This window comes from Thermoplasmata archaeon (assembly GCA_035632695.1).
Lineage (GTDB): Archaea > Thermoplasmatota > Thermoplasmata > RBG-16-68-12 > RBG-16-68-12 > RBG-16-68-12.
The window spans coordinates 1-17,633 of record DASQGG010000098.1 but is presented as its reverse complement, the minus strand read 5'-3'; the positions used below and the strand labels follow the sequence as shown (position 1 = coordinate 17,633).

Sequence of the window (17,633 nt, the reverse complement as noted above, 5' to 3'; positions counted from 1 at the left end):
GAGCTCGAGGACGTCCACCTTGGCCTCGGCCCGCAGGTCGCGCACCTTCATCGGATCCGGATTCCCATCACAAGCGCCGGGATATGGAGTTTCGCCCCCCACACGCGGCGACTCGGTCTTGCCGTTCCTCCGGACGGGGCGCGCCTGGTCGAACGGAAGCAGCGGTGCTTCGCTTGTCTCGATGTAGCATGACGAAATTCTTTTTCGCGAGCGAATTAAACTTATAACGCCACAACCCGTTCAAGGGCAAGTCGATTGATTTGAATCGCATCAAGGTTGTGAGTGAGGTTGCGGAGCTGGTCCCCATCCTCCGCGCGGTCGATTCCGAGATCAAGAGCAACGTGTTCAAAGAGGTCACCGCGAACTGGCAGACGGCCAAGCAGATCGAGGAGAAATTCGGGGCCGAGGGCCTCGACGCCCTCCGATTCTTCGAGAAGATGAAGCTCGTGGAGACGAAATGGCAGACCGGGGCGGGCGCCTCGCCGGAGAAGGCCTACCATGCCTTCTACTCCTCCTTCCACATCAATGCGACGGCCCCCGTCCAGGAGATTTCCGACGTGCTCCACGCCGCCATGATGCCCGAGGCGGACTACGAGAAGATCGAGAGGAGCATCTTCGACATGATCGGGCCCGAGGGCAAGTTCTCCGGGGACGTGTCGGATGCGCTCAAGGTCACGCAGACCATGCTCAAGGCGCTCGTCAAGCGTTCGCCGAGGCTCGACTTCCGCGGCCATCGGATCATCCGGTTTGAGGACTGACCCGGTGATCACCGTCCTGCGGCTCGGGCACCGACCCGCGCGGGACAAGCGGGTCACGACCCATGTGGCGCTCACCGCGCGTGCGTTCGGGGCGGCGCGTGTGCTCGTGGACACGAGGGATTCGGCCCTTGAGAAGACGGTTCGAACCCTCGTACGCCGGTTCGGCGGGCCGTTCGAGATCGAGACGGGAGTCCAGTGGCGCCGCGTCCTGCGGGAGTTCCCCGGCACCAAGGTCCACCTCACGATGTACGGCCTCCCCCTCGACGAGGTGCTGCCACGAATGCCGCACGACGACCTGCTCGTGATCGTGGGCGCCGAGAAGGTCCCCGCGGATCTCTACCGGCAGGCGGACGTCAACGTGGCGGTGGGAAACCAGCCCCACTCGGAGGTCGCCGCGCTCGCCGTGTTCTTGGATCGCCTCCTGGGGGGCGAAGGGCTTCGGCGGGAGTTCCGAGGCCGCATCCGGATCCGGCCGAGCCCGCGGGGGAAGGACGTGGTCGACGAACCGGGCTAGCCGGCGAACCTTTATCTCGCGCCGCTCCGCATCCTTTGCCGTGGCGCGATCCCGGGTTTCTGCGCTGGCTCTCGGCTTCCTGCTGGTCGCGCTCGCCGGGAATGCGACGGCAACCTCCGTGGACCGTCCCTCCTGGACCGCCGGGGATTTCTGGACGTACCGCACGAACACGACGTTGACCCCGGGTCTCAACCTGACCGGGACCGCGACGTCCACGGTGACGGGGACCACCGCCACGGCCACGGGAGGGACCCCGGTGGACGCCTACCGCGTGGTCCTCACGGGATCGGGGACCGCGGCGGGGCACCTGACCACGGGGAACGGGACCATCGCCGTGACCGGGAGTTGGACGCTGACCGGCGAGGAGCGGTTCGAGCCTCGGGATCTACACCCCATCTACAGCCTCCTCGACCTGTCCGTGAACGGGACCTACCAGTATGTGGTCCCCTATTCCCTGCGGCTCCAGAACACGACTACGTACGCGATCCTCTCGGACGGCTGGGGCTACCCCTGGGTCGCGGGATCGTCGGGGAACGTCACCGCCGCCTACAACTTCACCCAGGACCTCTACAGTTCCTCCGGCGGGCATGTCCACCAGAACGGGACGGGCCGGTGGACGCTCGGATTCTCCTTGGGCGACGCGGTCCAGCTGAGCGCCCCGGCTGGGACGTTTGAGTCCTTCCCCGTGCGTGAGGCCGCTCCCGACGGAACCTGGCAGCGGCTCTTCTACTCGGCTGCGGTGGGCAACAACGTGCGGACGGAATCGTACGACCGCGGAGGCAACCTGACCGCCGTGAGCACCCTCGTCGCGTATCGGTACCACGCCGCGGAGCCGTCGAACTGGCTCGGGCTCTCCACGGACCAGTGGCTTCTCGTCCTCGGCGCTGTGGCGGTTGCCGCGACCGCAACGGCGTTCCTGGTCGTCCGGCGGCGCCGCATCCGGCGGAATCGATCCCGCGGTGATGAGAGCCCCCGCGAACCTACATCAGGTCCTCGAGGTCCGTGAACACGTCGGGCAGGTGGATTCTGATCGTGTGGCGCGTCGTCTTCGGCGTGTAGAGGAGTCCGGCCCGTCCCCGCTCCACGACGTCCTGCTTCCGCACGTTCTTCTCCTTGGCGGTGGGCCACAGGCCCAAGTCGACGACGTCCGAGAAGTAGTCGATCACGTACGCGGGCACGCGGCGGCACCCAAGCCGGCGCAGGGCCTCGTACCGGTGGTGGCCGTCCAAGATGACCCAGACCTTGTCCGCAACCAGGATGGGCTTCTTCACGTACCCGTCCTCCCGGATCTCCTCCATGACCCGCTCCAACAACGAGGGCTGAATCTCCTCGTGACAATGGAGAAGATCGATGTCGAGAAGCTCGAAGCGAGCCGCGGGTGCCGCCTTGGTCTCGAAGCCCACGCGGGCCATACCGAACCTATCGAGGGCCCGCGGGATAAATGTGACGTAAGTAGCGGGAGGAACGCTACTGGGCGGCGACCGGAGCCGCCGCGCGCTTCGCCGTGACCCGCTTCGGGAAGTACCGGAGCACGACGATGTCGCCGACGCTCTGCACCCAGCGGTACGGGACGCTGACCGCGCGGCTCCCTTCCACGAGGAGGGGGTTCGTCTCCCCGACGAAGATGCCGTCCACGGATCCGTTGTCGACGTCCACGACCAAGTTGTTCACATTGCCCAGGAACACGCCGTTCTGGGTGTAGACCTGCAGCCCGATGATCTCAGAGATTTCTCCGAGCAGACGCTCACCATCCCTTCTGCTGCGTCCGTATCCAAGGTTCGATTCTTAAGCCCTTCGGTGGCGACCTGGTTGACAAACGAGACGATGGAGGGGAGGGCCAAGCGAGGAAATCGGGCGAGGCTTCGGAAGGCTTTTCTCGCCGGAAACCCTGGTATCCTCGTCTGCGGAGGCGGACGGCACGGCGGCCTGCCCAAGATGTGGAGCTGAGCTTGTACCCGCGGCGGCTTTCTGCGGAAGGTGCGGCCAGCCCTTGCCGTGGCCCACGTACAACCCTCCGCCTCCCTACATGCCGCCCCCGAAGGCGGACCGCACCGCGGTGATCGTGGTCCTCGTCGTGGTGGCCGTCGTCGCCGCAGTGGGAATCCTGGGCGCGCTCGTCTACCTCATGACCCCTCCCGTCAACCCGGGCGGCCCGGGCAAGCCCCTCGTCACGCTCTCGAGCCCGACGAAGGTGAATGGGGTGACGTGGACGTTCGCGGTAGCCGCCGCGTTGCCGGCCGAGACGCCAGCGAACTTCAAGGTGAACTTCGCCATCGGCGCCACAATCGGAGGCAGCGCCGTGAACCTGGGATCCACGGGTCAGAACGTCACCGTGCCGATGTCGGGAGCGAACCCGTCCTCGGTCGGCATCAAGTGGACGGACCTCGACGGAGACGGCGCGCTCAGCGGCGGCGACATGTTCACGATCGCGTTCCCCTCCGCACCCGTCGTCGGAACCGACCTAACGTTCTACCTCATCTGGACGGACGGATCCCTCCTCCAGAGTCTGACCTGGCGGGGCTAGCCGGCTCCGGCCTAGACGATGTGCCCGGGAATGTCCTCGAGCTCGCGGTCGCAGAAGCGACAGAAGACGCGGAGCGGGTTCTTGGAGCGCACGACGAACTCGGACTCCACGGGCTCCTTGGTGTTCGAAATGCAGTTGGGGTTGCCGCACCGCAGGATTCCGATCGCACGGTCCGGGAGGGCGACGCGATGCTTCTCCGCCACGTTGTAGTTACGGATTACGTTCACGGAGGCGGTGGGAGCGATGAGGGCGATCTTGTCGATCTCGCGCGCGGCCAGCTCCCGGTCCTCGACCTTGACGATGTCCTTCCAGCCCATGATCCGGCTCGGCACGTGCATGGCCACGGTGACCGTCGACGACACGGAGTCCCCGATGCCCAGGATGCGGAGGACCTTGAGCGCCATGCCCGCGGGGATGTGGTCGATCACCGTGCCGTTCTTGATCGGCGTGACGCGGAGTTCCCTCATGCGGCCGCCCCCAGGATGAGCTGGAGCAAGGCCATCCGGACGGGCACCCCGTTCCCGGCCTGCTTGAAGTAGATCGCGTGCTTCGTGCGGTCCACGTCGGGCGCGATCTCCGTGATGCGCGGGAGCGGGTGCATGACGATCAGGTCCCGCTTCGCCTCGCGGAGCCCGTTCGCGTCGATGCGGTAGACCCCCGCGACCTTCTCGTACTCCTGGGGGTCGGGGAACCGCTCCTTCTGGATGCGGGTCATGTAGAGGACGTCCGCGTCGCGGATCACGTCCTCGAGGCGGTGCGTGATCTTCAGGGGCAGCCCCTTCTCCTTCACGTGTTCGACGATCTCCCGCGGCATCTCGAGCGTCGGGGGGCTCACGAAGGTCAGGTTGGCGCCGAAGTCCGTGAGGGCGTATGTGAGGGAGTGGACCGTGCGGCCGTACTTCAGATCGCCGACCAGGGCGACGTTCCGTCCCTCGAACCCGCCCTTCTCGTCCCAGATCGTGTACAGGTCCAGGAGGGTCTGCGTGGGATGCTGCCCGGCCCCATCGCCCGCGTTGATCACGGGCCGCTCCGTGAACTCCGCGGCGAGACGGGCCGCGCCTTCCTGGGGATGACGGAGGACGATCGCGTCGCTGTAGCTCTCGACCATGCGAATCGTGTCCGCGAGGGTCTCCCCCTTCTGGATCGAAGTGCCCTCCGTGCTCGCGAACCCGAGGACCCGTCCGCCGAGGCGCTGCATCGCGCTCTCGAAGGAGAGCCGCGTGCGGGTGGAAGGCTCGAAGAAGAGGGTGCTGAGGATCTTCCCCTCCAGGGCTTTCGACGAGCGCTTGCCCGTGGCGATGGGCACCATCTTGCGGGCCGTCCGCAGCACGAGCTCGATGTCCGCCCGCGAGAGCTCGCGGATGGACAGGATGTCCCTCCCCCGGAATCCTGACATCGAGCCCGATATCCGGAGGAACGATTTAAAGGATATCCGGCGCGGCCCCGAGAAAAAGGGGTTGCGGCCTCAGGCGAGGGCCGCACGCCGCTTACGGTTTCGGCTCCTTTCTCCCCAACTGGGTGACGTTGGACGGCAGGATGATGAGGCCGCCCTCCGCCTCCATGTACTTCTTCCAGTCCCGGCTGTTCTGCTGGGCCTGCTTCGCACGCTCCACCGAGATCGTGGCGACGACCTGCTTGACGACCTCGTCGACGTCGACGCCGAGAATCTCCCTGAACAGGTACTTCATCCGGTCGCGGTCCATGGAGAGTATGCCAATTCGACCCCGCCGTATAAAACGGAATTGTCAACGGTCTCAATTCTGAGACGGACCCCGAACCCGTCCGACGATGGTGGCATGGCGCGTTTGTCAAAGCCTGCGGCAACCGCGCAAAATGGACGAGAACAACGACCCCGCTCGAGGGACGGAATAAAAGAGGCAGGACGAGGGGTTCTCGGTCCTGCCTGTGGGTTGTGGAGGAGGGGTTATTGGAACAGGGACGGTCCCGGCTCGACGACGTCGACCGCCTTCCAGTCGCCGCCGAAGTCCTTCGTGATCCCGGTCGCGAGCTGGAACCGCACGCGCAGGCGGCCGTTCTCGAAGAAGATGTATGCATTCTTGAGCTGGGACATGTAGAGGGAGATCCGCTTCCCCTTCTGGGTCAGGGCGCGCTCCGTGCACCGGATGAGACCCGCCCGCTCGAGCGCGTGGATCCGACGGTAGCAGGCTGCGATGGGGATCCCGTACTCCCGGCTCAGGTCAATGGCGGACTTCGCCTTCTTGAACGTGGCCACCAGGATTTTGGCGGAGTACTCGTCGGTGACGAGACGAGATGCTTCCAGAGGGTCCGTATCTCTTCCTCCTCGTTCATCAGAATCGAGGAGTGAGATGGTATATGAACCGCAGAGAGGCAGTTATCCTGAGTGATTCTCAGATTGCGGAACAGCGCGGTCTACCGCTGCGCGACTAGCCGCCGCAGCAGCCGCCTTCGGATTCGTTCGCGCCGCAGCCGCAGTTCTCGCCGCACGCGCCCTCGTGTTCCGTCTGCACGACGGGAAGAATCATCGTGGCGGGAGCCTCCGGGGGCTTCTTCTTGCTCGCGAGAGTCTCGATGACGGAGCTCATGATCCTCGCACTGCGCCAGGGCCATTTAGGTACTTCTAAATGTCGTCACGCGAGGTGCTTCTTGACACGTTCCTCGAGCGGCCCGCGCGGCATCGCGCCGACGACCTGGTCCACGAGCTTCCCGGCCTTGAAGAACAGGAGGGTAGGGATCCCCATGACCATGTACTGGTTGACCGCCTTGGGGTTCTCGTCGCTGTTGACCTTCGCGAAGGTCACCTTGCCGTCATACTTCTGGGCGAGTTCCTCAATCGTGGGGGCAATCGCCCGGCACGGAGCGCACCACTCCGCCCAGAAGTCTACGACCACATAGGGCTGCTCCTTCACGACCTTGTCGAACTCGGCGTCGGTGACATGGATCGGCTTGCTCGCCATGAACGCACTCTCGCCCAATCGTAGCGACCGGTTCGATATAAACTTCCGCGCGACCCCACTGAACCGGGGGCTGCGAGTCCTGTCCGCGGCAGCCGGAGCTGACTCGCCCGTCGAGGCCGGGACCGGAGCGCGAAGCGGGCGCGCTGATTTCGAAGTGCTTATATAGAAGCCCTAGCATAGACGAGCGGGATTTCCAATGATGCAGGGACAGCCGGTCATCATCCTCAAAGAGGGGACGGACAGAGAGAAGGGCAATGGGGCGGTGCACAACAACATTGCGGCCGCGCGTGCCGTGGCGGACGCCGTCAAGTCGACGCTGGGCCCGAAGGGCATGGACAAGATGCTCGTCGACTCGCTTGGCGACGTTACGATCACGAACGACGGCGTGACCATTTTGAAGGAGATCGAAATCGAGCATCCCGCAGCCAAGATGATCGTCGAGGTCGCGAAGACCCAGGACGACGAGGTCGGCGACGGGACGACGAGCGCAGTCGTCATCGCGGGGGAGTTGCTCAAGATGGCGGAGCGCCTCATCGAGGCCGAGGTCCATCCCACGATCATCGTGAACGGCTACCGAATGGCGGAGCAGGAAGCCGTACGGCGGCTCCAGGGCCTCGCCTTCGACGTCAAGCGCACGGACAAGGAGGTGCTGCGCTCCATCGCGCGTACCGCCATGAGCGGGCGGAGCGTGGGGGACAGCAGCGACTTCCTCGCGAACATCGCTGTTGACGCCGTCCTCTCCATCGTCGAAGAGGTAGCGGGGGAGACCCGCGCCGATGTGGACAACATCCTTGTCCAGAAGAAGCATGGGGGAGACATCCGGGAAACCGCGCTGATTGATGGCATCGTCCTCGACAAGGAACGCGTGCACCCGCGGATGCCCAAGTTCGTCCGCGGCGCGAAGATCGCCCTCGTCAACCGGGCCCTCGAAGTCAAGAAGACCGAGGTAAGCGAGGAAATCCGCATCCGGGATCCGCACCAACTCCAGAAGTTCTTGGACGAAGAGGAAAAGGGCCTCAAGAGCCTCGTGGACCAGATCAAGGCCTCCGGCGCGAACGTGGTCCTCTGCCAGAAGGGCGTGGACGACCTCGTGCAGCACTACCTCGCCCAGGCGGGCATGTACGCCGTCCGGCGGGTCAAGGAGAGCGACATGAAGAAGCTCGCGAAGGCCACAGGGGGCCGCATCATCACAAACCTGGATGACCTCACCGCCAAAGAACTAGGGCATGCCGAACTCGTCGAGGAACGCAAGGTCGGTCCGGACGAGCTCACGTTCGTCACGGGCTGCAAAAGCGCGCATGCCGTCTCGATCCTGATCCGCGGCGGCACGGAGCATGTCGTCGACGAGGTCGAGCGCATCCTTCACGACGCGCTGCGTGTCGTCTCTGCCGGCCTTGAGGACGGCAAGGCGCTCGCCGGCGGAGGCGCCGCAGAAATCGAGCTGACCCTCGGGCTCAAGGACTACGGGGCCACGGTCGGGGGCCGCGAGCAGCTCGCCATCGAAGCCTTCGCAAACGCGCTGGACGTGATCCCGAGGACGCTCGGGGAGAACGCGGGCCTGGACCCGATCAACGTGTTGATCAAGCTCCGGTCGGAGCACGGGAAGAAGGCCGGCAAGAACATGGGCGTGAACATCCTCACGGGCGAGCCCCAGGACATGCTCAAGGCCAACGTGATCGAGCCGCTCCGGGTCAAGACCCAGGCGCTCCAGTCGGCCACCGAAGTGGCGAGCATGATTCTTCGGATCGACGACGTAATCGCGTCCAAGAAGAGCCCGACCCCGGCCCCGGGCGCTGGCGGCCACGAGCACGGCGGCGGCATGGGTGGGATGGGCGGCATGCCCGGCATGGGCATGTGACGACGGACCAACCGGTCAGACACCCGAGGTCGCAAGGCGAGTCAGGACGCGCTCCCGCAACTCGCGTGCGACCTCATCCTTCTCATTTTCAAGCCCCACCTGGATGATCTCCGTCCATTGGGTGCCGTCCTCCTTGCGCTCCCGATACGGTGCGGCCTGGAGCGTGAACTTCCACGAGACCCCTTCCACCGCGATCTCCCGAGGCGGCCGACGGAACCGCGCTTGGCCCGCCGTGACGGAGGGCTTTCGACCGCTTTCCTCGACCGCGGATGCCACCGCGCGCTCGACGTCGTCCAGGTCGTCCTCCACGAGGAGGCTGAAGCTCATCGCCCCACGGCTTCGGAGCCGCGGGACGAACAACAGTACGGCGAACAGGATGAAGAAGACCCCGGTACCCAGGAAGACGTCCACCGTGTCCATCTGCTCCGCACCGTCCACGATGTAGATCAGCAGGCCGATTCCAAGGACGAGCATCGCCGCGGCCATGACGAAGCCGATGACGCGCATCTCGTTCACGTACATCCACGAGGGCGCGGCGTGCGCCTCGGAGGTCGCCTCGGCCACCTCAGTCCTCCACAAGGATCGCGCCGAACTTGCCGCGGCCGACCTCGAGCCCGAAGTTCGTGCGCTTCACGAAGCAGTCGATCGCGCGGACGGTCCTCCCGACCGCGATCTTGCCCTTCTCGACCCAATCGACGTCGTCGTCCCAGAGGGGCATGCGGCAGAAGCCGCTCTCGTCCCGCAGCTCGAGGTTCACGACGCGGCCCGCGGTCCCGTCCTGGCGCGTGAACGTCCGGACGGGAGACAGCCCGACCACGGTCGCGCGAAGGTTGGCCTCGCTTCCTTCTTCGAGATCCTTGATCGCCTGGAACGCGGCCACGCTGCCGCCGTGGCGCTCGACGACGACCATAGCCGCGGCATCCCGGTCCAAAAGGCCGCCCCACTCCTCCACGGTTTCGACGACCTCACGGTCGAAGGCCTCGGGGGAAAGCCGGTCCTTGACCTTGTCGTAGTGGGCCCGCACAATCCGGCCCATCGCGAGCCAGGCCAAAAGGTTTCCCACGGAGGGATGCGCGCCGAAGAGTACTTGCGGAGGATTCTTCGGCGGGGTCCTCCGTTCCGTTCCAACCGATGACTCCCGAGGCCATCACGGCACCCTACGAGGGATTCCGCCAGGGCCTCTGTCACATCCGCGGGTACTGCCTCGAGGACCGGGACAATCGGATCTCCCTCGCGTTCGAACCCTGGTTCACGGAGTCCGACCGGCCCAACACCGTGCCCTGCGTGCGCATCGACTTCCGGCGGATCGGCGACCGTGTCGTGCTCGAGCGGTTCGCCGTGTGCGATGGGACCGAGGAGAGGGTCATGGACCTGGACGCCGCCCACGACGGACTCCAGTCGTGGCTCGACTGCACGTGCCTCTAGGCGGCGGATCGGGCCGCATCGACCAGGGACCGCGCGAGCGCGGTTCGGAAGGCGGCCAGGGCGGTGCGGTCGCGCGTCTCCGGACGGAGGACCACGACGGTCGCACGGCGGCTGGCGCCCACACCCGGCGCGGTCGGCTCCGGGGACCAGCCCAGGGTGCAGGCGGGCTCATCGAAGTGGACGACGGCAACGCACCGAGCGAAGGGGCCATCCCGCTCCGCGACCGGTTCGACCCCGTGTCCTACGGCGGCCGTCGCGAGGGCGCCCGCCACCGCGTCGGGGCCGAGCGGGACCGAGATCCCCCAGACCGGCATGCCGTAGTAGATCAGGGCGAGGAGCAGCAGGGGCGCCACGGAGGCGAGCCCTGCGAAGTAGCCGCTCATCTCGAAGTCCCCCGCGTTCCAGAACTCGACGGCCGCGAACGTGAGCAGGATCAGGGCGACGAAGAACACGAGGAACGACCAGCCCTGGATGCGGCGCGCCCAGACCGGCGCCGGTGTCCGCGGGACCGCGGCCATGGGTTCCCTCACTTGAGGCGAATCGTCTCGAGGTTCATCGGCGCCCGCGCCTCGAGGCCGAACTTCTTGTAGATGCCCGAGGCCAGGTCGGCGCATTTGTACTCCTCGCCATGGTTCACGATGATCCGCTCGGGCCGGGGTTCCATCGTGCCGACGAAGTTCAGGAGCTGGAGGCGGTCCGAGTGGCCGGAGAAGCCGTCGATCGTCTCGAGGTCCATCTTGATCTGAAGGGTGAGCGGCTGGCCTCGATCGTTCAGGGTGACCTCGCGGGCCTCGCGCTGGATGCGACGGCCCAGGGAACCCTCGGACTGGAATCCGACGAAGATCAGGGCGTGGAGCGGATTGTCCGCCCAGCCTTTGAAGTACTCGAGCACGGGGCCGCCGGACATCATGCCGCTGGTCGCGAGGACAATGCACGGCTCCACGTCGTCGATGATGTTCGCGCGCATGTCCGCGGTCTCCACGCGCTTGAAGTACGGGGAGAGGAAGGGGTTCTCGCCGGTCTGGAAGATCTCCGTCCGGAGCTGGCTGTTCAGGTACTCCGGGTACGCCGTGTGGATCGCCGTGGCCTCCCAGATCATGCCGTCCAGGTAGATGGGGACCTCGGGGATCTGGTGGTTCTTCATTGCGTCCTGGAGGACGAGCATGACCTCCTGGGAGCGCCCGACGGCGAACACGGGGACCAGCATCTTGCCGCCTCGGTTCAGCACGCGCCGCGCGATCTCCTTGATCTGCTGCGCCGCCTCGTGCCGCGACGGCTGCACGTCGTGGTAGCCGCCGTACGTGGACTCGAGGACCAGGGTCTCGAGCCGCGGGAACTTGTTCACTGCCGGGTTGAAGAGCCAGGTCTTCTCGAACTTGATGTCGCCCGACATGGCGATGTTGTACAGCCCGTCCCCGATGTGGAAGTGGGCCAGTGAGGAGCCCAGGATGTGCCCCGCGTTCTGGAAGGTCAGACGGACGTCCGGCGCGATGTCCGTGGTCTCGCCGTACTTCAGGGGGATCGTGTTGGCCACGGCCTTACGCACGTGCTGGGACTCGTACGCGGACTTGCGCGCCTCGCCCATGGCGACCTTGATGAAGTCGAGCTGGAGCAGGGACATGAGGTCCCGCGTCGGCGGCGTAGTGTAGATGGGCCCTTCGTATCCGAACTTGTACAGGGCCGGGACGAGGCCCGAGTGGTCCAGGTGGGCATGGGTGATGACGACGGCGTCGATCGAGGAGAGGGGCATGACTTCCGGGGCGTTCAGGTACGGGGAGCCGTTGTCCTCCGAGATCAGGACGCCGCAGTCAATGAGGACCTTGGACTCCTTCGTGCTCAGGAGCGCGCAGGAGCGCCCGACCTGGCGGAACCCGCCCAGGGCCGTAATTCGGACGTAGTTCTCCCCGGACGGGACCTCACGGGCGAGCTTGCGGCCTACTTGCTTCAGGAACGCCTGTCGTTCGTCGTTGATCGTCCGGAGGTACTGGCGGATCTCCTCGACGGTCTTCGAGGGGATCGGCGGCGTGCGGACCACCTTCGGCGCCCACCCGATCTTCTTCTTGATCTCGTTCAGTAGCTGACCGTGGCGGCCGATGACCATGCCCGGGCTGAGGGCCTCGATGGAGACCTCGCCCGTTTCCGTCTCGAAGTAGATGCCCGTGATCTGGGCTTCTGCGGGAATCAGCTCGCGGATGACCTTTTCAGCCTCCTCTTGGGTGGCCAGGAGGGAGGGATCCGGCCGCACGATGATCCGGCGCCGCAGCTGCTGCGCGATCTGGCGCACCAGCTCGTTCGACTCCGCGAAGGCCTCCATGTTCTTCGTGTAGATCACGATCGTGGGGCCCTCGAAGTCCACCTGGGTGATCTCCACATGGTCGGGGACCACCTTCTTGACGACGCTCCTCGCGTCGCTCAGAATGTCTTCAATGCTCATTGAATCCCACTTGGGCCTCAGGCCCGCGGGACGCTCAGGTCAGCTTCATCGCTGCCTTGCGCTTCTCCACTTCCTTGTCATCGAGTATCTTGAAACCGTCCTTGGAAATGATCGCGACGTCAATCCCCTCACCGGAGGCGGCGTCACGCTTCATGCTCGCGGTGACCGCACGGATTGCGAGATCCGCGCCTTCGTTCGTCGTCAGGTCGTCCCTCCAGTGGTCCTCGAGGACACCGTAGACGAACGGGCTCCCGGAGCCCGTGGAGACGAACTTGTCGGGCAGGGACCCGCCCGCGGCGTCGAGGGAGTAGACGTGGCCGCCGTTCCGGTCGATCCCGCCGATCAAGAGCTGCACCCAGTACGGGTAGTACCTGGAGCCGGAGAGGATGTTCGCGGTCAAGGTGGCGCAGGCCTCGACGGGCATGGGCGCGTTCCGCTTGAGCTTGTACAGCTCGACCTCCGCGGTGATGTACCGCGCAAGGGTCTGCAGGTCGCCCACCAGGCCCGCCGTCGTGAGCCCGATGTTGTCGTCGAGGCGGTAGACCTTCTGGGTGCGCTTGTGGGCGATCAGGAACCCTGCGGTCGCGCGTCGGTCGGCGGCCAGGATGACCCCGTCCTTGCACACGAGGCCGAGGGTGGTCGTCCCGGTCTCCACTTCTCTGGAAACAGATGCCATGGCTACACTTCCGTGACCAAAAGCGTCAAAAGTTGACATCCGGACGATAATCCCGGCGGTATTTAAGGGTTCTGACCGTCATCTGGAGAGCGGGACGTGGGCGCTCCTCCCGCGCATCCTTTCGGACGTCCTCAATCCTGGAGAACGAGTTCCTGCTCCTCTTCGGACACGTCGACGGGCAGGACGGCCTCGAAGTAGCGGTGGAGCGTTCCGCGTCCGTCGATGAAGGCGAAGACTTCCCGGAGGAGGCCGAGGTCACGCAACCTCGCGACCTTCTGCCACACGACCGCGACCGGGATACCATAGATCCGACTCACCTCGGACGGCGTCTTGGGGCTCGCGAGCATGGCAAACAGGATGCGCTTCGAGGCGGGATCGAGGTGCACCTTCATGGGGGATCGAGGAAATCCTGCCGTTCGGGGGAGTTGAGGGTATCGCCCTTCGTATCAGTCGTGATTGCGGAAGCCGAGCCCAATCCCGAGAGGCGCCGCGCCCTCCCCGGGACGATGCCGGGACTCAGATCACATTGGCGAGGAAGAGGGCGATGACCACGACGACGATTACGACGACCGCGACGCCCACGTAGAGCGCCGTGTGCTTCTTGCTGCCGCCCTTCAGGCCCAAGTTCCCGATGTCGTACGACATGCGTGACCTCGCCGCGGCAACTTGAGCGTCGATGGTAAGCCTTTTGTCGCGCTCACGGAGACATCCCGAAACCGCTCAGCAGCGGGGCGGCGCGCGGGACGGGCGCGAGCTCGAGCGCGTACGCGATCTTCTCCTTGGGCAGGGCGACGCTCTCCGCGGAGACGTACAGGGTTATGGCTCGGGGTCCCTCGGCGACTCGCAAGGCCTCATCGCGAGGCACGGAGACGAACTCGGTCCCCTCGCGGTCTTCGAAGAAGAATTTGAGGGCACTCGGCATCGCGCGGACCTGCACGAGGAAGAACCCGGGTTCCTCGGAATCGCGCTCACGTGGGGACGCGATGAACACCAGGCCGCCTTCATGGCGAAGGGCACGACCTTGCACGGGTCGAAGCAGAGGGATCGCGTGGCCGTCGTGATCCATGGAGAGGGAGGCGGTAACGTCCGCGGAGGCAAGGACCCGGTAGGCAATCTCTCCCTCCCCCGAGGCCTTGGAGAACACCACGCGTTCCGCCCCTTCATGGGACTCGACCCGCATCTTCATCTTGAGGGTCCCGAACCCCAGGTCGTACAGTCGTTCGTTCGAGTCGACGTAGCCGAGGAGCATGCGGCCTCACGCCACGCCGAACCCTCGGCGGAACTGCTCCGCGATTTCCGCGAGCTCCGCCTGGGAGAAGTTCTCGAAGTCGGATACGGCGGAGTACGTGGCCAGCTGCTCCTCGCGGTAGATGTTCGGGAGCACGGAGGCCACGGTCTCCTCGGAAAGGATGAACTTCAAGGCCGCCTGCTCCATGGTCATCCCCTTGTTCTCGTGGATCCAGGCGAGGTTCGCCGCCCGTCTCGCCGCGAGGCCGAGCCAGGTGCCATCCTTCACCTGGAGGTCTCCATCCACGGGAAACTTGGTGGCGACCGGAGCATCCGCCTCGAGGACGCCGCCCGCGTGCGGCGCCCGGATGGTCATCGATTGCTTGATCTCGAGGGCGACCGGGAAGAGCTTACGACCGGGTTCCTCCTCGAGAAGGTTGTAGTAGACTTGGATGGCCGCCAGGTCGTACTTCCGCATCGCCGTGCGTCCCTCCTCCAGGCCGCTCGCGCCGGGGCCTAGGGCAATCCCATAGTACCGGATCTTGCCCGCGGCCTGCAGGTCGGCCAAGGCCTGCCACAGGCTCGGGTTCGAGACCGCGGCGGCGTCGGGATAGTGGAGTTGGAGTGCGTCGATATACGTGGTCCCGAGTCGTGAGAGGCTTTCCTCCACGGACTTTCGGACCGCCGCAGGGGAGAAATCCCTTCGGCCCCCCGTCATCCCGACCTTCGTGGAGATGATCACGAGCTCTCGCTTGTCCGCGAAGGCCTGGCCCAGGAACCGCTCGCCGAGCCCATCCCCGTCCATGGGCGAGACGTCGTAGTAGTTAATCCCCGCGTCGTAGGCTTTGCGGAGCAGGTCGACCGCCCGGTCTTCCGTGAACGAGCCCCACCGCCCCGAGGCCAGGGTCCAGAGCCCAAAGCCAACCTCGGACACCTCAAGCTCGGTCTTGCCCATGGGCCGATAGTTGAGCACGACGCCGCCTCGCGGCCCGCTAGGCGTCCGACCTTTATTACTGCGTCGCTCGCGAGCTTAGCGCCAGGTGACCACGAAGAGGACGGCGAAGCCGACGAGCTCCACCACGTCCAGGATGAGCATGGGAATCGCGATGCCACTCCCGACGCCGGTCTCGGACATCATGAAGTCGAAGTAGATCGAGCCCAGGTTCTGGACGAGGAGGAGGAACGCGAAGAAGACCAGGCCGAACGTGAACGGCGCGCGGACCTCGCGGTGGTTCCGAACGTACACGGACAGGAGGGCGACGAGGAACCCGGAGCTGAGCGCGGCGACGCCCATGCTCAGCATCCAGAAGAGGCCGAGGGCCAGGGTATCCCTAGGCGGATTCCATGGACCCCAGGATATTTCCGTGTTTGCCTAACTCAGCCTGGCTCTCCAACCGGCGCCAGATCGCTTCGAAGTCCTCGTAGTGACTCTGGAGTCGCGGCGACAGGGCGTACAAGAGGCCGTAGCCCTCGTTCCCGAGGGTCATCACGCAGTCGTTGTCCCGGAGGACGTCCAGATGGTGCCGGACCGTCTTGTAGTCCAGCCCCAGCCGCCCCGAGAGATCGTTCGCGTTCAGCGGGCGCTCGTGGAGCATCCGGAGGATGCGTCCGCGGTTGAGTCCTCCCCGCGTGCCCGCCAGGAGGTACCACAGCCGCTTGTCGAGCACGGACCCGCCCCAAGCCCGTACGGTCACCTGCCCTTGCGGCGCGATCATCGGCCCCCTGTAGGCAGAAGTCTCTAATATTACTATCGCAATAGTCATTCGGTTGTCCGAAATCGCGCAGTTCCGTGCATTGCACCGGAAACTCCTGGGCTGGTTCCTCGAGTTCCGCCTCATTCCCGTGCTCCTCTGGGCCTACACCTCGGTCTTCCTCGGGACGGGAGTGGCGTGGTGGGAGCGGGGCACCTTCGACCTGGGTCGCCTGCTCGTGGCCCTTGCGCTCGCGGGGCTTGTCCAAGGCTGGGTCACCCACTCCGTCAACGAGATCTACGATTGGCGGAGCGGGACCGACCAGGACGGAAGGCCCCGCGCCTTGTCCGGAGGGAGCAAGGTCCAGCAGCTCGGTCTACTCGGGGAGAGAGACCTGTGGGCGATCTTCGTCCTCTCCACGAGTGCCGTGGCCCTGCTCGCGGTGGTCGTCGCCCTTGGGGGATCCGCGTGGCTTCTGATCCTGATCGGAGCGGGCTACGTCCTCGGGGTCGCCTACACCCTACCGCCCGCCCGGACCGCCTACCGTCCGTTCCTCGGGGAGTGGCTCGGAGGCTTCCCGGGGGTCCTGCTGGCAGGCCTCGGGGCGTACGGTATCCAGACCGGGACGCTGTCCTGGATCGCCCTCGCCGCCCTGTCCGCTCACGCCCTCGTCTGCACGGCGATGCTCGTGATGCACCACTACCAGGACGCTCCTGCGGATGCTCGCGCCCGGCCGCCCAAGAGGACCACCGTGGTCGTGTTGGGACCCGAGGGCTCCCGGCGGTACGCCGCCCTCCTGGCCACGGGCGCGGCGGCACTCTACTCGGCGCTCGCGCTCCTCGTGAGCCCGGCCTTTGTATCCGGAGTCGCGTTCACGCTCGTCGCGGTCGTCGTCCATACGCGCACGGACCTCGGCAGCCTCCTGTCAATCACCCGGAACGAATTGCGGATCATCCAACTCGGCATCGCCGCGGGGCTCGCGGTCTCGGTCTCTCTGGCCCCCTTCCTATGGCCAGCGCTCCCACTGGCCACTCTGGGCTACTTCGTCCACCTCCGCGCGGTCGCTCCACCGTCGGAATTCGCGCGCGCCTGGCTCCCTGCCGCGAAGCGCGCCGCGGAAGAGGGAAATAGCGCCGGTCCCCTCCCCCGCCCGTGAGCCGCATCGGCTTCCTCGTGAACCCGATTGCGGGGATGGGCGGCCGGGTCGGGCTGAAGGGGACCGACCACGTCGCCGAACAGGCGCGCGCGGCGGGCGCGCAGCCCGTCGCCCCGGGGCGCGCCTCGCTCTTCCTCGCGGCCTTCACCAAGCTGCAGGCAAAGAATCCGGACCTCGAGGTGCGCTGGCTGACCTGCGCGGGGGAGATGGGAGCGGCCTTGCTGAATCGGGCAGGTATTCCCGTGGGCGAGGTCGAGATCGTGCACACCCCACCGGCATCGTCTTCCGCGGAGGACACGCGCACGGCCGCGAGGGCGTTCGAGGCGGGACGGGCGGAGCTCGTCCTCGTCTGCGGGGGAGACGGCACGGCCCGGGATGTCGTCGAGGTCGTGGACGCCAGGGGTCCCATCCTGGGGATCCCGGCCGGGGTCAAG

Annotated in this window: 27 protein-coding genes; 8 read left to right on the top strand and 19 right to left on the bottom strand. The window is 65.8% G+C overall.

The genetic code is table 11. From position 1 onward, the window contains the following. The first annotated feature begins 278 nt into the window (after positions 1–278). Genes VEY12_07065 through VEY12_07055 form a run of 3 tightly spaced genes read left to right on the top strand, consistent with a single transcriptional unit; the run spans position 279 to position 2,278 of the window. Positions 279–758 (top strand): ArsR family transcriptional regulator, encoded by a 480-nt coding sequence (locus VEY12_07065; protein HYM39888.1) that lies wholly within the window; start codon positions 279–281, stop codon positions 756–758. A 4-nt stretch (positions 759–762) separates the two neighbouring features. After that, positions 763–1,272 carry a tRNA (cytidine(56)-2'-O)-methyltransferase gene (locus VEY12_07060; protein HYM39887.1) on the top strand — a complete coding sequence of 170 codons (510 nt, stop codon included), beginning with the start codon at positions 763–765 and terminating at the stop codon, positions 1,270–1,272. A gap of 40 nt (positions 1,273–1,312) precedes the next feature. After that, positions 1,313–2,278 (top strand): hypothetical protein, encoded by a 966-nt coding sequence (locus VEY12_07055; GenBank protein HYM39886.1) that lies wholly within the window; start codon positions 1,313–1,315, stop codon positions 2,276–2,278. On the opposite strand, the gene VEY12_07050 is transcribed toward VEY12_07055, so the two are convergent. Continuing rightward, positions 2,253–2,684, bottom strand: coding sequence for a ParB N-terminal domain-containing protein (locus VEY12_07050; GenBank protein HYM39885.1), 432 nt, complete (start codon positions 2,682–2,684; stop codon positions 2,253–2,255). The two genes, VEY12_07055 and VEY12_07050, sit on opposite strands and share 26 nt — an antisense overlap. Before the next feature lie 55 nt (positions 2,685–2,739). Then, entirely contained in the window at positions 2,740–2,988 is a 249-nt protein-coding gene (locus VEY12_07045) for a PRC-barrel domain-containing protein (GenBank protein HYM39884.1), read from the bottom strand. A 274-nt stretch (positions 2,989–3,262) separates the two neighbouring features. On the opposite strand from VEY12_07045, the gene VEY12_07040 reads away from it, so the two are divergent. Continuing rightward, positions 3,263–3,796, top strand: a complete 534-nt coding sequence (locus VEY12_07040) for a hypothetical protein (GenBank protein HYM39883.1) — start codon at positions 3,263–3,265, stop codon at positions 3,794–3,796. A gap of 11 nt (positions 3,797–3,807) precedes the next feature. On the opposite strand, the gene pyrI is transcribed toward VEY12_07040, so the two are convergent. From pyrI to trxA, 6 genes are all read right to left on the bottom strand, one after another. Further along, the gene (pyrI, locus tag VEY12_07035; GenBank protein ID HYM39882.1) at positions 3,808–4,263 is read right to left on the bottom strand and encodes an aspartate carbamoyltransferase regulatory subunit; all 456 of its coding nucleotides are present in this window, start codon (positions 4,261–4,263) and stop codon (positions 3,808–3,810) included. Further along, positions 4,260–5,192, bottom strand: a complete 933-nt coding sequence (gene pyrB / locus VEY12_07030; protein HYM39881.1) for an aspartate carbamoyltransferase — start codon at positions 5,190–5,192, stop codon at positions 4,260–4,262. Before pyrB ends, pyrI begins: the two co-directional genes overlap by 4 nt. Before the next feature lie 91 nt (positions 5,193–5,283). Then, entirely contained in the window at positions 5,284–5,499 is a 216-nt protein-coding gene (locus VEY12_07025; GenBank protein HYM39880.1) for a hypothetical protein, read from the bottom strand. 221 nt (positions 5,500–5,720) lie between these two features. After that, on the bottom strand, positions 5,721–6,029 hold the full coding sequence (locus tag VEY12_07020; protein ID HYM39879.1) for an ArsR family transcriptional regulator: 309 nt from the start codon (positions 6,027–6,029) through the stop codon (positions 5,721–5,723). Between the two features lie 172 nt (positions 6,030–6,201). Then, entirely contained in the window at positions 6,202–6,360 is a 159-nt protein-coding gene (locus tag VEY12_07015) for a hypothetical protein (protein HYM39878.1), read from the bottom strand. A gap of 45 nt (positions 6,361–6,405) precedes the next feature. After that, on the bottom strand, positions 6,406–6,732 hold the full coding sequence (trxA, locus tag VEY12_07010) for a thioredoxin (GenBank protein ID HYM39877.1): 327 nt from the start codon (positions 6,730–6,732) through the stop codon (positions 6,406–6,408). Positions 6,733–6,928: 196 nt separating this feature from the next. Here trxA and thsB point away from each other — a divergent pair, with 196 nt between their 5' ends. Beyond that, positions 6,929–8,590: a thermosome subunit beta gene (gene thsB, locus VEY12_07005; GenBank protein HYM39876.1), complete on the top strand. Its 1,662-nt coding sequence runs from the start codon at positions 6,929–6,931 to the stop codon at positions 8,588–8,590. A 15-nt stretch (positions 8,591–8,605) separates the two neighbouring features. On the opposite strand, the gene VEY12_07000 is transcribed toward thsB, so the two are convergent. Both VEY12_07000 and VEY12_06995 read right to left on the bottom strand, forming a co-directional pair. Beyond that, positions 8,606–9,154: a hypothetical protein gene (locus VEY12_07000; protein ID HYM39875.1), complete on the bottom strand. Its 549-nt coding sequence runs from the start codon at positions 9,152–9,154 to the stop codon at positions 8,606–8,608. Position 9,155: 1 nt separating this feature from the next. Continuing rightward, positions 9,156–9,626, bottom strand: a complete 471-nt coding sequence (locus VEY12_06995; protein HYM39874.1) for a hypothetical protein — start codon at positions 9,624–9,626, stop codon at positions 9,156–9,158. Positions 9,627–9,721: 95 nt separating this feature from the next. On the opposite strand from VEY12_06995, the gene VEY12_06990 reads away from it, so the two are divergent. Continuing rightward, a complete protein-coding gene (locus tag VEY12_06990) occupies positions 9,722–10,015 on the top strand; it encodes a hypothetical protein (protein ID HYM39873.1) in 294 nt (97 codons plus the stop codon). On the opposite strand, the gene VEY12_06985 is transcribed toward VEY12_06990, so the two are convergent. The 9 genes from VEY12_06985 to VEY12_06945 form a co-directional block, all read right to left on the bottom strand. After that, positions 10,012–10,533, bottom strand: a complete 522-nt coding sequence (locus VEY12_06985) for a hypothetical protein (protein HYM39872.1) — start codon at positions 10,531–10,533, stop codon at positions 10,012–10,014. The genes VEY12_06990 and VEY12_06985 overlap by 4 nt on opposite strands. An 8-nt stretch (positions 10,534–10,541) precedes the next feature. Further along, entirely contained in the window at positions 10,542–12,449 is a 1,908-nt protein-coding gene (locus VEY12_06980; GenBank protein HYM39871.1) for a beta-CASP ribonuclease aCPSF1, read from the bottom strand. A 34-nt stretch (positions 12,450–12,483) separates the two neighbouring features. Further along, positions 12,484–13,125 (bottom strand): archaeal proteasome endopeptidase complex subunit beta, encoded by a 642-nt coding sequence (gene psmB / locus VEY12_06975; GenBank protein ID HYM39870.1) that lies wholly within the window; start codon positions 13,123–13,125, stop codon positions 12,484–12,486. A 131-nt stretch (positions 13,126–13,256) separates the two neighbouring features. Continuing rightward, positions 13,257–13,517: a winged helix-turn-helix domain-containing protein gene (locus VEY12_06970; GenBank protein HYM39869.1), complete on the bottom strand. Its 261-nt coding sequence runs from the start codon at positions 13,515–13,517 to the stop codon at positions 13,257–13,259. A 124-nt stretch (positions 13,518–13,641) separates the two neighbouring features. After that, positions 13,642–13,770 (bottom strand): hypothetical protein, encoded by a 129-nt coding sequence (locus VEY12_06965; GenBank protein HYM39868.1) that lies wholly within the window; start codon positions 13,768–13,770, stop codon positions 13,642–13,644. A gap of 52 nt (positions 13,771–13,822) precedes the next feature. Then, positions 13,823–14,374 carry a hypothetical protein gene (locus tag VEY12_06960; GenBank protein HYM39867.1) on the bottom strand — a complete coding sequence of 184 codons (552 nt, stop codon included), beginning with the start codon at positions 14,372–14,374 and terminating at the stop codon, positions 13,823–13,825. A gap of 6 nt (positions 14,375–14,380) precedes the next feature. Next, the gene (locus VEY12_06955; GenBank protein HYM39866.1) at positions 14,381–15,325 is read right to left on the bottom strand and encodes an aldo/keto reductase; all 945 of its coding nucleotides are present in this window, start codon (positions 15,323–15,325) and stop codon (positions 14,381–14,383) included. Between the two features lie 57 nt (positions 15,326–15,382). After that, positions 15,383–15,655, bottom strand: a complete 273-nt coding sequence (locus VEY12_06950) for a hypothetical protein (GenBank protein HYM39865.1) — start codon at positions 15,653–15,655, stop codon at positions 15,383–15,385. Positions 15,656–15,683: 28 nt separating this feature from the next. Further along, positions 15,684–16,067 (bottom strand): winged helix-turn-helix domain-containing protein, encoded by a 384-nt coding sequence (locus VEY12_06945; protein HYM39864.1) that lies wholly within the window; start codon positions 16,065–16,067, stop codon positions 15,684–15,686. A 52-nt stretch (positions 16,068–16,119) separates the two neighbouring features. Between VEY12_06945 and VEY12_06940 the strand changes: the two genes are divergently transcribed. Both VEY12_06940 and VEY12_06935 read left to right on the top strand, forming a co-directional pair. Then, a complete protein-coding gene (locus tag VEY12_06940) occupies positions 16,120–17,199 on the top strand; it encodes a prenyltransferase (GenBank protein HYM39863.1) in 1,080 nt (359 codons plus the stop codon). After that, positions 17,196–17,633: NAD(+)/NADH kinase (locus tag VEY12_06935; protein ID HYM39862.1), on the top strand; the 438-nt coding region annotated here is incomplete at its 3' end. The genes VEY12_06940 and VEY12_06935, both read left to right, overlap by 4 nt.